The organism is Ferruginibacter sp., assembly GCF_028288465.1.
In the GTDB taxonomy this organism is placed as follows: domain Bacteria; phylum Bacteroidota; class Bacteroidia; order Chitinophagales; family Chitinophagaceae; genus Ferruginibacter.
Genome location: NZ_JAQBNR010000015.1, coordinates 104,956 through 120,549, shown reverse-complemented (window position 1 = coordinate 120,549; position 15,594 = coordinate 104,956). Strand labels below are relative to the sequence as shown.

At 41.6% G+C, this 15,594-nt stretch carries 9 protein-coding genes; all 9 read right to left on the bottom strand.

What is annotated here, in order from left to right; translation table 11 throughout:
• Positions 1 to 13: 13 nt before the first annotated feature.
• On the bottom strand, positions 14 to 2,326 hold the full coding sequence (locus tag JWR61_RS05645; protein WP_301926865.1) for a GH92 family glycosyl hydrolase: 2,313 nt from the start codon (positions 2,324 to 2,326) through the stop codon (positions 14 to 16).
• Positions 2,327 to 2,356: 30 nt separating this feature from the next.
• Positions 2,357 to 3,208 (bottom strand): glycoside hydrolase family 16 protein, encoded by an 852-nt coding sequence (locus tag JWR61_RS05640; RefSeq protein WP_301926864.1) that lies wholly within the window; start codon positions 3,206 to 3,208, stop codon positions 2,357 to 2,359.
• A gap of 93 nt (positions 3,209 to 3,301) precedes the next feature.
• A complete protein-coding gene (locus JWR61_RS05635; RefSeq protein ID WP_301926863.1) occupies positions 3,302 to 4,645 on the bottom strand; it encodes an alpha-L-fucosidase in 1,344 nt (447 codons plus the stop codon).
• A gap of 29 nt (positions 4,646 to 4,674) precedes the next feature.
• Positions 4,675 to 6,093, bottom strand: a complete 1,419-nt coding sequence (locus JWR61_RS05630; protein WP_301926862.1) for a glycoside hydrolase family 125 protein — start codon at positions 6,091 to 6,093, stop codon at positions 4,675 to 4,677.
• Between the two features lie 73 nt (positions 6,094 to 6,166).
• A complete protein-coding gene (locus JWR61_RS05625; protein WP_301926861.1) occupies positions 6,167 to 8,632 on the bottom strand; it encodes an alpha/beta hydrolase-fold protein in 2,466 nt (821 codons plus the stop codon).
• A 57-nt stretch (positions 8,633 to 8,689) separates the two neighbouring features.
• The gene (locus JWR61_RS05620) at positions 8,690 to 9,991 is read right to left on the bottom strand and encodes a vanadium-dependent haloperoxidase (protein ID WP_301926860.1); all 1,302 of its coding nucleotides are present in this window, start codon (positions 9,989 to 9,991) and stop codon (positions 8,690 to 8,692) included.
• Entirely contained in the window at positions 9,988 to 13,368 is a 3,381-nt protein-coding gene (locus JWR61_RS05615) for a VCBS repeat-containing protein (protein ID WP_301926859.1), read from the bottom strand. The genes JWR61_RS05620 and JWR61_RS05615 overlap by 4 nt, the downstream gene beginning before the upstream one ends.
• A gap of 187 nt (positions 13,369 to 13,555) precedes the next feature.
• Positions 13,556 to 14,896, bottom strand: coding sequence for a cytochrome c (locus tag JWR61_RS05610; RefSeq protein ID WP_301926858.1), 1,341 nt, complete (start codon positions 14,894 to 14,896; stop codon positions 13,556 to 13,558).
• A complete protein-coding gene (locus JWR61_RS05605) occupies positions 14,871 to 15,467 on the bottom strand; it encodes a redoxin family protein (RefSeq protein ID WP_301926857.1) in 597 nt (198 codons plus the stop codon). The genes JWR61_RS05610 and JWR61_RS05605 overlap by 26 nt, the downstream gene beginning before the upstream one ends.
• Positions 15,468 to 15,594: the final 127 nt, after the last annotated feature.

The window sequence follows — 15,594 nt, the reverse complement described above, 5'->3', positions numbered from 1 at the left end:
GCTAGTCAGCTGGTTATTTTTTGTCTTTTGAAAAAGAATAGGGTGCATCTGCATCCTTAATTCCTCTTTGTTTATTTGGCGCAGCGCTCATCAAAAACTGCAGCGTTCCGCCCTTCTGTAAATCGAAATGATTCAGCCAGTTTTGGTCAATTGCTTTTCCATTTAACTGCAGGCTCTGTACATACAAATTTTGTTCGCTGTTGGCTGGTGCATTGATCTGTAACAGTTTGCCGTTCTCTAATTTTACAGACAGTTTTTTAAATAAGGGTGCTCCCAATACATACTGGTCGGTACCCGGACAAACAGGATAAAAACCCATAGCGGAGAATACATACCAGGCGGAGGTTTGACCATTGTCTTCATCACCACAATAACCATCAGGTGTAGGCTTGTACAGTTTATTCAGCGACTCTCTTATCCAGTATTGCGTTTTCCAGGGCTGGCCTGCGTAATTGTATAAATAGATAAAGTGCTGTATGGGTTGATTGCCGTGCGCATATTGTCCCATATTCATGATCTGCATTTCGCGGATTTCATGAATGGTGCCGCCGTAATAACTGTCATCAAAAACCGGTGGCATTACAAAAACAGAATCCAGCATCTTTATAAAAGATTCCTTTCCGCCCATCAGTGTTTTCAATCTTTCAATATCATGAAAAACGCTCCAGCTGTAATGCCAGCTGTTGCCTTCTGTAAATGCATCGCCCCATTTAAACGGACTGAAAGGTTTTTCGAACGCGCCATCCTTGTTTTTACCACGCATCAGGTTGGTTTCTTTATCAAAAAGATTATTAAAATTCTGGCTGCGTTTTGCAAACAGGTCAATTTCGCTTTGCGGGCGTTTCAATGCTTTTGCCAGCTGATAAATACTAAAATCATCAAAGGCATATTCAAGTGTACGGGCGGCGTTTTCGTTGATCTTTACATCGTATGGAACATAACCCAGTTCGTTGTAATATTTAACACCCGTGCGGCCTGTGCCTTGCGGACCTTCATTCTCCGCGCCATGCAACAGCGCCTCATACAAGGTATTAATATCATAGCCACGCAAACCTTTTACATAAGCATCGGCCACAATAGAAGCGGAGTTGTTACCCACCATCACATTGCGGTAGCCGGGGCTTGACCATTCCGGTAAAAAGCCACCTTCTTTATAACTGTTGATCAGGCCTTCCTGCATCTCTTTATTTACAGATGGAAATACCAAATTCAAAAACGGATACAGCGCCCGGAAAGTATCCCAGAAACCAGTGCCGGCATACAAATACCCCGGCAAGGTTGCACCGTTGTAAGGACTATAATGAACAATCTTTCCTGACGCATCTACTTCGTATTGTTTTTGTGGAAATTGCATGGTGCGGTAAAGACAGCTGTAAAAAGTTCTTGTTTGGTCAACCGTGCCGCCTTCTGCAATCAGCCTGCCCATCTGTTTGTTCCATATATCGCGGGCTTTTTGTTTGGTAGCATCAAAAGAATCCTTGTCTAATTCGTGGGTAAGGTTTTGTTGCGCCTGTTCAAAACTGATAAATGAAGAAGCCACTTTTACATGTACTTTTTCACCTTTGCGGGTTTTAAAACCGATGATGGCACCGGCATGATTGGCCGTTAACTCCAGTGTATCTTTTACCAGGTTACCATCCCGCCACGATTGTGCGATAGAAAATTCCTTATCAAAAATCACCACAAAATAATTTTTAAAATTCTGCGGAACACCTCCGCTGTTGCGGGTTGTGTAACCAATTATTTTTCTCTCAGAAGGAATTATTTTGATGTACGATCCTTTATTAAACGCATCTACCACAATAAAAGCACTATCCGTTTGCGGATAGGTAAACCTGAATTGGGCTGCCCTTTCTGTTGGCGTTATTTCTGTTGTTACATCCGCATCAGCGAGGTAAACGCTGTAGTAATAGGGCTTCACAATTTCCGCTTTATGAGAAAACCAACTTGCCCTGTCGTTCTGGTTAAACTTTAATTTACCGGTTACAGGCATAATGGAAAATTGTCCATAATCGTTCATCCAGGGTGATGGCTGATGTGTTTGTTTAAAGCCGCGGATCTTATCTGCCCCATAAGTATACTGCCATCCGTCGCCCATCATACCCGTTTGAGGCACCCAATAGTTCATACCCCATGGAACAGAAATGGCGGGATAAGTATTGCCATTGGAAAGATCCGGTTTAGAGTCGGTGCCCATTAATGGGTTTACCCAATCCACCGGGTCGGTTACTTTTGTTACTATCTGGCTAACCCCTCTGGTTGCTATACTAAAGCAAATCAACAACAAACCTGCCTTTACTACACTATACCTGCTTACATTATCCATACTATATTTTAGTTTTTTATACCTGTTATATTAATGCTTCTTTTTATAGAATCTTACATAGTCTACTACAAATTGTTGTGGCAAAACAGCATCATCAATCGGGCCGGGCCAATCGGCGCCCATGGCTAAATTGAGCAATAAGTAAAATGGTTTTCTGAAAGGATTGTTGTTGCCGGTACCTGCAGAATCAATCACAAAATGATGAAACAGCTGATCATCAAAATAAATATCCATGGCATCTTTGTCCCATTCCAAAGCATATACATGAAAATCATTTTGCAAAGCTTTGGAGGTTGTTTTACTCCCGCTCGAACGGTGCCCGCCTGCAGCAGCAGAATCAGCAAAATGAATGGTACCATAAATATCCTGCGGATGATTGCCAATAAATTCCATGATATCAATTTCGCCGCAACCCGGCCAGCCAATTCTTTCCCGGTCAATGCCCATCATCCAGATCGCTGGCCATATTCCGCCCCCATGCGGCAGTTTTGCCTTTACTTCAATACGCCCATACTGCCATTCGGCCTTTTGGTTGGTGTTGATACTTGCAGAAGTGTACTGTGCCAGCGAATCTTTTTGTGACCAGTTATTGGAGCCCTTCACATAATCACTATTGGGATAGGTTTCTTTTTTACCGGTAATAGTCAGCACACCATTTTGCACCCAGGCATTTTCGCTTCGGGCATTGGTATAATATTGCTGCTCCTGGTTGCGCACATGCCCGTTCTCGTAATTCCATTTGTTTGGATCGGGCAGGGCTTTGTAGTTAAACTCTTCCCGCCAAATCAGCTTCCAGCCTTTCCTTTGCTGTGCATTGGCATTGACAGCAACACAACAAATAACAAGGACAAAATAAAATTGTATAGTGAATTGATTTTTCATAACTGTATTAAAAAAGCCGAAATCAAAGTAAGCAAATACCAGCTTAAGAGAGGTATTCAATACTGATCATTTGCTATTCATAACTGAATAATTTTAATTCAACCCACCCTGGCCACGGTATAATTTTACCGGCTTATCCAATGTAAGTTTAAGCACGGTCATGTATTCGTCCCGGACATTTTCAGGCACATTGATAAACACCAACCCTGGCACCGGGCTCCAGGAAATTTTGCCCACTACTTTGTGTTGTAAGTGGATTGAGGTACCAAGCACCTGTATATCCCTGATGTCATTCACCAGGCCTTTTACCATTACATTGCCGGCTGTTTGTGCTGGTAAAAAAAGATACAATGTGGTTGAATCTTTGGTGATGGTCGTTGGTCCGTAAAAGTGGCCCTGCGGTAGACCGGCAAGGGTATTAAAAATAGCTTCGCCGTTCTTCTTATTCCACTTACCCAGTTCTTTTAAAATATGCACCTGTTCTTCGGGTATCGTGCCGTCTGCTTTCGGACCAATATCCAGTAACAGGTTTCCGCCGTTACTTACCGCATCTACAAAGATGGTGATTATTTCAAAAGGTGTTTTGTAAGCGGTATCATCGGGATGATAACCCCAGTTGTTATTGGTGGTCATGCACAGTTCCCACCAATTATATTTCGGTTTGCTGACCGGGAAATTTTGTTCTGGTGTTTCATAATCACCATAGCCCTGCAACCTGCCATTGATGATGGCATCAGGTTGTATCGCCAGTATTTGTTTCCGTACATCGGCTGACTGCCATTCATCGGCGCTCTTTTCCCAGTCGCCGTCAAACCACCACAGGTCAGGCTTATAGGCCGTGTTGATTTCATTAATCTGGCTTTGAAAAAAATGCTGAAAGCGTTTCCATCGCTCCGGTTGTTCTGCAATTTTATAGCGGTTTGTATCTTTCATAAAACCCGGGTAGTCGGGATGACTCCAATCCAATAAAGAAAAATAAGCGCCTCTTTTAATGCCCTGTTCATCCAGTGCTTTATAAAATGGCCCCAGCACATCCCGCTTTGCAGGGGTATTATTCACCACACTTAAATGTTTTTGTTTGGTGGGCCACAAAGCCATACCATCATGGTGTTTGGTGGTGATCACCGCATACCTTGCACCCGTTTCTTTTATCAGACCTGCCCATGCCTGCGGGTCATATTTTGAAGCGGTAAATCCTTTCATCTGTTTAATATAATCTGCGTAGCTTATTTTTTTATTGTAGAAGCTCCAGCTTTCATCAACACCATTTACAGAATACATGCCCCAGTGAATAAAGATGCCCAGTTTGGCATCAGCAAACCATTGCATTTTACTGCGGATAGAATCCGGATTTATTTTTTGCTGTGCGTTTGTATTCGTAAAAAACAATAACAAGGCAAGCGAAATACAAAATGTATAAAAGCATTTTTTTATCATGTCGGTCAGCAGTTTTTAATTAAAAATCATTACGTTAATAAATGTGGTTTTGCCTGATACACTTCCCACAACAATTCGCCAAAAATAGTATTGGCCCAGGCGAACCATTTGCGGGTAAAATTATTGGCATCATCTTTTTGGAAAGACTCATGCATAAAACCAGTACCGCCATGCGTTTTACGCAGCATCTCAATACAGTGCTTAATTTCCGTATCATTGTTACTGGTCAATCCACGCATAATGATGCTTAGCGGCCATATCATATTCATGCCTGCATGCGGACCGCCAATACCTTCCGCGGCTTTGCCTTTAAAGAAGAAAGGATTATTGCTGGATAACAATAATTTACGGGTGTTGATATAAACGGGATCGGTATTTTTAACCGCATTTAAATATGGCAGCGATAACAGGCTCGGTACATTCGCATCATCCATTAAATTAAAACTTCCAAAACCATTTACTTCATACGCATAAATTTTTCCGTATTGCGGATGATTGATAATAGCGTATTGCTGCAACGCTTTGTCTACTTCGCTTGCGAGGGCTGTCAACTCATTCGCCAAACCATCATCTTTAAAAATTTGTTTTACCATGATGGATGCCTGCCTTAAACTTACTACCGCAAAAAAGTTGGAGGGAATGAGGAAAGGAAAAACAGTAGCATCATCACTGGGGCGAAACATAGAACAGATCAACCCAACAGGTTTTACCGGGTAACCATAGCCGCCCAGCGGAACGCCATCTGTAGCCCAGGCGGTAGTGCGTTGAAATGTGTAAGTACCGTTGCCTGTTTTGCGTTGTTGTTCTTTAAATGTTTTTAAAATTAATTGAATGGCGTTTTTCCACTGCCCGTTAAAAGGAGTTGTATCGCCGGTTTCTTTCCAGTAATTATATGCCAGCCGGATGGGATAACAAAGCGAATCAATTTCCCACTTCCGTTCGTGTATGCCGGGTTGCATCGTGGTAAGATCACTCTTCCATTCGCTCACTTTATTCTCGTCTTTATAAAAAGCATTGGCATAGGGATCTTTTAAAATGCATTTTACCTGGCGGTTGATAACGCCGGTAATTAACTCCTGTAGTTCTTTATCTTTTTTCACAAATGCCAGGTAGGGCCAAACCTGTGCCGTACTGTCCCGCATCCACATGGCATCAATATCGCCGGTAATAACATAGGTATCCGGTTTACCATCCACCATTTCAAAGTCAACCGTTGTATCCAGCGTGTTGGGAAAACAGTTTCCAAACAACCAGCCAAGTTCCTTATTTTTTACTTTCGATTGAAATTCAGTAATGGCAGCTTCCACCGCTTTGCTGTGAAATTTTCTTTTGTCATACGGTATTCTTACTACGGGAAATGCAGGATCAGCTTGTGCGAAAGAAAAATTTTTCATCATTAGTCCGGCGCTTAATAAACCGGCACTTTTAATAAATTCGTTGCGTTTCATACTTATTTTTTAAATGCTTTTTAGGTTAACTATCGAATTAGTTTTATTGAGGCCGGAGCAATAACAGTGCATATTACTGTTGCAATTTGAATTCTTCGCTATCTAACTTCCATTCATTATTAAAAAAGCCTGCCATTTTTACACCGTGTGCACCTGACTGCAGCATATCAATATCATAGATCATAAAATCAGGAAAGCCACTTGCTCCCGCAAAATACTGATTTGCTGATGCGGCCTGCATCCCTTTTAAACCAGTGCCACTTATTACAGCTACTGAAGTTATAAAAGAACTTTTTACCGGCCACACGAAATAAGCACCAAGATCGCCTCCGCTCCATACTTTATCGCCTGCTGTAATTTTGTTTCTTTCCACCTGTATCGGGCAATCATTCAGCAATCCTTTCCAGGCTGAATTTGTATTGCTGTTCCCATAAAGTACTATGCCCCTGTCCTTATATTTTGTTAAGGAATATTCTTTATCTGCTATCACATCAACTGCTCCATTGCCACGGTAATACCAGGTTTCTGCATCATACCTGGCCTTGTTTAAACTCCACTCGTTTTCCTTGTTATCACCGGCGGTACCATACACAAATACCATATGGTGATTGAACGCTTCTTTAAAGGTACCATATCGCTGTGGCCCTTTTTCATTTAAAGATGGCGCTGCTCCTGCTACCCATTTGTTCTGCTTTAATTGCAGTATAATACTATCGTTGGCTGATACAGTGGAGTAGCTTATAGTATCCGAATTATCAAGGCTTATAGTGACTGTTGTGTTAGCGCCAAAATCTTTGAGACGGAATTGCAGCATGTGAATATTTTTTGTGGTACCGGTAATTCTATGTTGATTTCTGTCACGAACCAATTTTAAATTACTGTACTGCAGGGGATGTTGCTGCTGTAGGATAGAAGCCCAGCGATAAGTGGAGGAAATACCAGGACTCGAAGTGGTAAAATCAATTTGATTAACGGCAGTATCAGCAAGCCTCGTATGCCATTTAAAAAAGTCAAATAAGGGCTTCCAGTCAACACTCTGGTCACCAAACCAATGCTCGCCGTCGGGATATTCGTAGTAGTTAAAATCAGGATGAAAAGCTGCCAGCAACTTTTTCATTTGCCGGGCATAATTTACAGAAACAACTTTATCTGAATCACCATGCAATACATAAACACCAAATGGTTTGTAATTATTGGCAAGGCTGATGACATCACTCTGGTTGCCCGCCCTCAGTAACATTTGTTCAAAAACATCTTTACTGCTGTCCGGGATTTTTCCATCGGCAGAACCATAATCTTTTAAGGTTGGATAACCCGAACAGGGTGCAATAGCCGCCCAGTTACCGGGATAAGCAGCACCTAAAAACCAGGTGCCATGTCCTCCCATGGAGTGACCGGTTAGATAGATACGCTGCGGATCCGGCTTAAATTTTTCTTTGGCAAGATTGAGTACTTCCAGTGCATCCAGCCTGCCCCAGTCTTCCCAGTTAAAACCCCGTGGACGCCGGTTGGTGGCCGCTACCAGTGTTCCCCAATCTTTGGATTGGTACGCTTTTGCCTGGCCAATCGCTTCAACACCTGCTCCATGAACGGATAAAAATAAGGCTGCATTATCCTTTGTTCCGTTTAACTGAGGTGTAACTGAATAGTATTGCAAACTGCCATCCACCTGGCTTATAAAAGTAGTGCTGTATTTTGCTGATGAATCTACTGCTTCAAGAATGAATTGCTTTTCATCAACTGATTTATTTTTATTCTGTAGGGTGATACCGCAATCATATTTCCCTGTGCTGCTTATGCCTCCGGCATCAAAATTAAAGATCACTTTTCGTGATGACATCGCCGGTATTACAGGAATGTTGGTGAGCAAAGTTTTACCGGATACGATTGATTTTAGCTGGTAATTTTTCAAGTCCTGCAAACCGGAATTAATGATCACCACAGCTCCCTGCAAAACACCATTTTGTTTTTTTAAAACCACATGCGGCATCGTGGAATCTGTGGTACTGATCATTACGGGTTTTTCCGGAAAGATGATAGCAGCACTGGTTTGAAAGTAAGTGCGCACATACAATTCATTCAGCCCCTTTTTTAGTGTGACCGGAATGTACAGCCAACCGGCGCCATACGGATCACCTGCATGCAATACACCATTAAAATATACGGCGCTATTGCCTTTAATGTTCAGCAACACATTTTGCTGACGGGTTGCAGTGTAAGTTAAATACAAGTATCCGCCCGCACCGAAACGCCTGCTTTTGAAAACGCCGGCACTGTCTGCGGTTACTGATGTCCATCTAATTCGATTTGTTATGCTATCCTGCTTAGCTGTTTTTCCAGCTTCGGGCTTTTGTAAAACCTGATTGTATAACTGCCAGGCCACCGTGTCAATATAAAGTGCTTCACGGCCGTAATGATGTACCCCATTTACAAACAAGCCTTTTGTAAAAACATAGGTTTGCTGCCCACTTGCAAACTGGTGCCCGAATAACAAAATCAATAAAATACTTTTATTCATCATCGTTTTTTTAATCTTCATTGCAACTATTATTGATTCTAATATTTTTTTTACCTTCTGAATTTTCACCTTCCAACATCAATGCATTTTAATTTTCCCTGTGATCCACTCACCTAAACTGCTTCCCTGTTTCTGTCCGTTCTCAATGGCTGCCCTGTAATGTATACCACCATACAAACGCGAAATTGCCGCTTCGTTACAAGCTTCTGAAAAGGAATTAAAATGCTTTACAGGTAACCCAAATTCAACTTCGGTATCATCGTCAAAACCAATAGCATTACCAAAAAAATGATTGAGCACAGTAGCTGCTGCGGTTGATATAACACTATGCCCGCTGGTATATTCAGGAAAAGGTGGTGTTTGTAACAACGGCCGCCAGCTTTCATCCATGTATTTGTTGATATAAGTCTCCGGGCGGATAATATTGCTCCTGTACTTTTCATCCCAGCAAATAATAAATCCGTCAAATAATGCGATAGCCGTAAAGGAATACGCGGCAGCGGCTTTCATCATCGTAGCGTTGGTACTGCGGCACACAACGCCGGCTATTGACATCCAATGACCGCCGGGCGATATTTTTTTTGTTGCAAAATTCAGGTGGCCTTCGGTGGTTACAGCAAAAGGGTTGCAATCCCAAAAACTTGCAATTGCAATTTGTTGAGCAGATAAATGGCGGGTTGTATCATACACTTCCAATACCTGCCGGTAAAATAAACTATTGGTATCCTTGCTGAATGGCAGTGGAAGCTCAGGGCGGAACTGGCTGGCGGAATCCAGTACCAGTGGCCTTATCCGTTTCCAGTTAGGTTCAACCGCCGCCATGTATACCGGCGGTGTCGGCATCCATTTGCCTTCCTGTTTTAAATAATTATAACGCCTTAAACTTCTTGTTTCTTTATACTTGTCTTTTGCCGCCCATTGCATAACAGCATCGGCTACCTGCTGACCATACAATACTGAAGCATCATATTCCTGCCTGCTTATTTTTTTATTTTTATACCATTGCAAAATTTGAGTAATGGAATCCTGCAGGATGGCTTCTGAAAAAACAAGATTTTTACCGGTGATTAAAAAAGCATTTACTGCTGCAAGAGAAGCACAGATTTTATATTTACAAACCGGTATTTCGGGAAAATAATTCAGCTGTGTATGCATAGAACGATACGCTTTATTTTGTTTTACCAACACTTCGTATGCGGCGATGTTGGTGTAAGCGTATATGCGGCTGGCAACCGGCGGAGAAAAAATATCGTGAATGATAACATCCGTTAAAGCCTTTTGTGCCCGGTGCAATGGGATCGCATCTGTTTCCCATGCCCTGGTTTGCGCATTGGACAGGTAGGGCATTAATAACACTGTGATCAATATTAATTTTCTCATTTACGGCTTGCTTTTAAAACCTGCACGGTGTCATTATTTTTGGCCACTATAATGAGTGTTTCACCTGATTTATTTTTTATAGCAGTCATGGCCCTGACATCCCCATCAATGTAAACACCGGACAGTGGCGGATCGATGACCGAAAAATGTTGGTTACCCATACCTTTCATCAACAGGCCAAGACTTGCATCTGACCGGCCCAACTGAACACGATAAGAAAAATAATTACCTCCGGATAAAATATCTTTTTTTCCGTCGCCATCAAAATCAACAGCTGTCAATCCAAATATTTTTGATTCCTGTGCCTGCAGTGGCAAAGGCTTAAAGGAAAAATTGTTATGGCCATCATTGTATAAAATACCAGAAGCCAGTTCATCGCAGTAAAGTACCTGTGCCTGCCGGATCTTTTCTTTGGAAAAGATATCGTTGATAGTAGCATCTGCATAATCTTTGTACTTGATGTATTTTTTCTTGAGGGGCGAAACCTGGTCAAGTAATTCATCCCTGGAGGCCATGGGATAACTTTTGCCCTGGATATAATAACACATTACCGGATCGAGGGTGCCGTTATCATCAAAGTCGTTTACATACAATTGCAACGGTTGCTCTTTACTGGTTTTTGAAAACTGATCGTTGTAGCCGCAATTACCCAATAAGAAATCTATGTCCCCGTCGCCGTCAATATCAGTGACTGTAAGCGCCGACCACATACCATTCAGGTTTTTTAATCCCGATGCAAGTGAAATATCTTCCAGGTTTCCTTTGTTATTATTAAAGAGCATTACGGGCATCCAGTCTCCGGCAATAACCAGCTCCGGAAAATGATCATTGTTAATGTCGGCCCATTGTGCAACGGTAACCATTCCGGATTTTTGCAATGCCGGGCAGATTGAAGCGGTAACATCGGTAAAACGAGTAACACCATTTTGGGTATCGTTGCGCAACAGGTAGCTTACTGAAGGCAACGGGAAAGAGCCCGGCACTCCCCTGCCACCCACAAACAAATCCAGATCGCCATCATTATCAAAATCTCCCACCGCAATAGCTTGTTTGCTGCTGAGCATGGCCGGTAATGCATCCATGTTTTTAACGAAGTTTCCTTTACCATCATTCAAGTACAACCTGTCTGCATATTCGGGGGACTGATCCGCATATTCATTACCGCCGCTTACTACGTACAAATCAAGGTCGCCATCTTTGTCGGCATCAAAAAAAACGGCGTTTACATCTTCACTTGCAGAATCACTTATCCAGGCTTGTTGCGGCGTTTCAACAAATGTATCATTCTCCTTTTGCAGGTACAGTACGCCCGCCTGTCCTATCGCTCCACCAATAAAAATATCTTCCAGCCCGTCGCCGTTTACATCGCCTTTCGCCAACGCAGGCCCTTGTTTTGATAACTGGTATGGCAGCAGCACTTCATCTTTAAAATCAATAAAATCATTTTCAATATGTTTAAAACGGATGCCCGACTTCTCCGTGATATCTGTAAACATTTTTGTAACTGCAAGTCCCGTTTCAGCTTTTTTTTTGGAAGCTTCCGATTGTTTTAATTCAATTACAGTATCTGTTTTTATATTCGTAAAAATGCTTTCTTTACCATCGGGCCATTCAACAGCAAGTTGCCTGATCGTATCGTTAAGCGGAAAGCCAAATACAAGTTCCTGCGCAACTGTTGACTGGTAACTTCTCACCGGGTATAACTCGAGGTATTGTGTTGTACTCCTTGTTGTGAGTGTTGCTTTTGCGCCATACGCCTTTGTGTTCACCCCATCTCCCTTAAACCGAAGCTTGATGAAATGCGCCGGCATTATTTCACTCGCATTGTTTCGATACACCATCGCAGGCTCGTTATTATTACACACAACCAAATCGAGGTCGCCATCGTTATCCAGATCCGCATAAACAGCTGCATTTGAAATAGTAGGTTTACTGATACCCCAGTCAATGGTTTTATTTGAAAAACTTAAATCGCGGTTATTTTTAAAAATGTAATTGCTTAATTTATTGGAGGGCATCAGCTTAACCAGGTCGTGGGTTTGGTAATTTAAGTTGCCAGATTTTAATGCCGCGGCTTTAGCATCTGCAACGGAGTACTTTAAAAAATCCATGTCAGTAAAATCACGCAGATACCCGTTGCTTACAAAAATATCTTTCCAGCCATCGTTGTCAAAATCAGCCAGCAAGCCACTCCAGCTCCAGTCTGTATTTGATACACCGGCCATTTGCCCTATCTCACTAAAACGAAGGTTACCCTTGTTATCAACACCTTCATTTAACTGCAGCATATTGCGCATTTGCTGATGATAATAACCGCTGTCAAGCAACAGATGATACTGATCGTATTCATCCGGCCCTTTCAGCAATTTCTGCCGGTGATTGTCTTCGGGTAACATATCCAGTGTAAACACGTCGGGCCTTCCATCGTTGTTATAGTCGGCAATATCCGCTCCCATCGCGTATTTGGAGATATGAGCGAACGATTTAGCCAAAGATTCGGTAAAGCTTCCATCTTTATTATTGACGTAAAAACAATCTTTCTCTGTGTAATCGCTTGTGGTATAAATATCCGGCCAGCCATCATTATTTAAGTCACTGATGGTTACACTTAATCCAAAATTAAGCGCATTATTTACAATGCCGGATTGTAAAGTCACATCTGTAAAATGCATATTGCCTTTAGCGTCGCGGTCATTTCTAAATAAGCGGTTGCCAAAATTAAGGTCGGGAGTTGACCGTACTTTCTTTGTATTGATAAACGGATTGTAAGTATGGTTGCTATGATTCAGCAGAAACATATCCAGGTCTCCATCTTTATCATAATCAAAAAAAGCTGCCTGCGTAGATTGAGTGCCCGGTGCATTTAATCCGTAATCCCTGGCCATCTCTTTAAAATAAGGAAGCCCGTCTTTCAAACCCTGGTTAATAAATAATTCATTGCAAAGTTTTTCAGGATCATCATACTTGCCCGAATGGCAAACGTAAATATCCATTAAACCATCACCGTTTACATCCGCAATGCTCACGCCGGTGCGCCAGGTACCATTGCCTGCAACAGCTGCAGATGCGGTGATGTCAGTAAACTTAAAATTGCCTTTGTTTAAAAAAAGTTTGTTAGCGGTTGTGTTCCCGGAAAAGAAAATATCGTTTAATCCGTCGTTGTTAAAATCGCCAATACCCACACCTGCGCCATTGTAGAGATATTCGTAGCGCATTACATTTAAAGAATCATCCTCCTCTATCGAATTTAAAAAAGATATTCCTGTCTCCTTTTCGTTCATCAATGAAAACAAGCTTGTTTTTTTTTGTTGTGCAAACAAGGTATTGGAGCAGGCTGATAAAAGCAAAAAAGCTATAAAGGGCAATGTTTGCTTCATTAATTAATCATATTGGTTATCTTATAAAATTGCATACTCAATTTGTTGTATAAATTATTGTCCGGGCAGGGAAGCCTTGTGGAACATTCTTGCATCGCCCTCTTGTACCGTATCAACCTGTTGTACTTCAGCCTGCAGCCTCGTGTTGCTTGTCGGCTGATGATCCGTTTTTTGTTTTGCAGCAATGCTATTCCAATTCCTTTTTCTCATCTCCTTCTTCATAAGGCAAATACACCATTAATAAAGTCAGCATTTCATCTGTTGATATCATTGAGCTTTCTGAAAAAACAGTGCGGGGCGGATTACGCGGATTTGCCGGGTTTTCGGCCGTGTTGTCGTAGGTTCCTTCAATATGCATCACAGATCCTTTTGGCACTTTCAGCAAATGTTTTAACCGGTAAATTTCCTGCCAGCGAAAATCCCATTCAGGGATGGACACAAGCTTACTTGTGTCTCCCTCCTGCGAAACAAGGTAGGCTTTAAAACTCTTGCCGATGTAGTGCATGTGCGGCCAAACATACATTATGGAAACATCAGTGCCCGGGTTAGTCACCTCTAACGTAAATGATTTTTTTTCATTGGCCTTGATGTAAAAAATCGGCGTTATCTGTTTTTCACCAATGCCACCCGAACCAAAACTGATCACCTTAACCTGTCTTGTAACAGGTGTTTTTTTGAAAAAAAGATTTACCTGTGAAAAACTTTTTTCATCCACTGCGCTGGGTGCAAAATGAACGGTTAAAAGGATCACACCACGCTTTGGCATTATCCATCCAAATTCTTTTGGATAATACTCGTAAGTTGTACCGGGTATCCATCCGCCATAATAAGTCATTACTTTTTTATAAAGCCTGTATTGATCCAGTTTAGTATGATCATCTTCCGATAAATTTACAGTAGCATCCGTTTTATAAATATTGATAGAAGTATCTGCTACGTCATGTATGGCATAGTTGGCATGATGAATCAGCTTTTTATTATTACTGTAAAACTCGATGGCTTCAATATTTTCAGCATCTTTTAATTCAAAAGGAATTTTAAAAATAGCGAAACGTTCTTTGTTATCTCCCCTTACTAAAAAACTGTCTGCCATTTTTAAAACCAAGTCGGGCTTGCGGCTATATGTTGTAAAACTCGTAAACTCAGGCGTTGCAGCCACCTGCTTTACTTTTGTTCCCTGCGGCGCTTTATTATCTATCCATTGCACCAGTAAACTAATTTCTTTTTGAGACAATGATCTGTCATTTGCAAAATGTACATAGCTATTGTCTGCCTTCCATGGCGGCATATAACCACTTTGCACAACTTCTTTTATAAAACTTACCCGTTTGCTTACATCTTCGTAACCCAACAACGAAAAGGGGGCGCCGCCGCCGGGATGGTGGCATGGGGCGCATTTGGTTTGAACAATGGGAGCAATGTCATTGTAGTAAGTCAACTGCTGAGCCTGCAGTATAGAGCTATTCAGCAAAAATAAAACCAGGTATACAAAGTTTTTCATTTTAGTAATCATTGATTCTGCAGCCATACGCTTTTGTTTTTTTGATAGTTACGTCTGCAGGCTGCAGGTTTTGTTCTATGGCATTCTTTACATAATGTTTTGATGCCGATACTTTCTTCTTTCCCAGGCCCTGCACCCAGTCATCAATAGCGCCGGTATAAATAAGATTGCCTTTGTTATCCAGCAAAATGGCCTGCGGTGTTACAGTTGCATTTAAATAACGGGTTAATGACAGTTTTGTGTCAATTAATATATTGAATGTGGTAAGATACTTATTTTGAAAAGCCATCACATTTTTTGAAGAATATGCATTGCCGGAAACAATGCCGTACACGGCAACGCGGTCTTTAAATTGTTCGTGAAGCTGGTTTATTGTCCTGGTATAATTCTGACAGAGCGGACATTCCGGTGATAAAAAAATAAACAGGGAAAGCGCTTTATCATCCAGGTGAATGACCGTATTTTTTTGAAGGCTGATATCTGTTAAGTCGTAAGAACCGACTTGATTAAAAATGGTAAGGGAATCTTTAGTTAGCTGCGCATGCAGACTATAGGTGGTAAAAATCAGGCACAATATGGTAAGTGGTCTTGTAAGCATGTTTTGACAACCATTTTATAACACAATTTAATTTATCCCTGCGACTAAATTAAGAAATGATACAGACTGTAATTGTTAAATGAAACGGATAGTGATACACTGATTTCAAAGAGTATAAAAAGATAAC

What these genes read in the sequence shown, in the direction of transcription:
- JWR61_RS05645 (WP_301926865.1), bottom strand. Translation starts at nt 2,326, where the DNA reads ATGGATAATGTAAGCAGGTATAGTGTAGTAAAGGCAGGTTTGTTGTTG.
- JWR61_RS05640 (WP_301926864.1), bottom strand. Translation starts at nt 3,208, where the DNA reads ATGAAAAATCAATTCACTATACAATTTTATTTTGTCCTTGTTATTTGT.
- JWR61_RS05635 (WP_301926863.1), bottom strand. Translation starts at nt 4,645, where the DNA reads ATGATAAAAAAATGCTTTTATACATTTTGTATTTCGCTTGCCTTGTTA.
- JWR61_RS05630 (WP_301926862.1), bottom strand. Translation starts at nt 6,093, where the DNA reads ATGAAACGCAACGAATTTATTAAAAGTGCCGGTTTATTAAGCGCCGGA.
- JWR61_RS05625 (WP_301926861.1), bottom strand. Translation starts at nt 8,632, where the DNA reads ATGAAGATTAAAAAAACGATGATGAATAAAAGTATTTTATTGATTTTG.
- JWR61_RS05620 (WP_301926860.1), bottom strand. Translation starts at nt 9,991, where the DNA reads ATGAGAAAATTAATATTGATCACAGTGTTATTAATGCCCTACCTGTCC.
- JWR61_RS05615 (WP_301926859.1), bottom strand. Translation starts at nt 13,368, where the DNA reads ATGAAGCAAACATTGCCCTTTATAGCTTTTTTGCTTTTATCAGCCTGC.
- JWR61_RS05610 (WP_301926858.1), bottom strand. Translation starts at nt 14,896, where the DNA reads ATGGCTGCAGAATCAATGATTACTAAAATGAAAAACTTTGTATACCTG.
- JWR61_RS05605 (WP_301926857.1), bottom strand. Translation starts at nt 15,467, where the DNA reads ATGCTTACAAGACCACTTACCATATTGTGCCTGATTTTTACCACCTAT.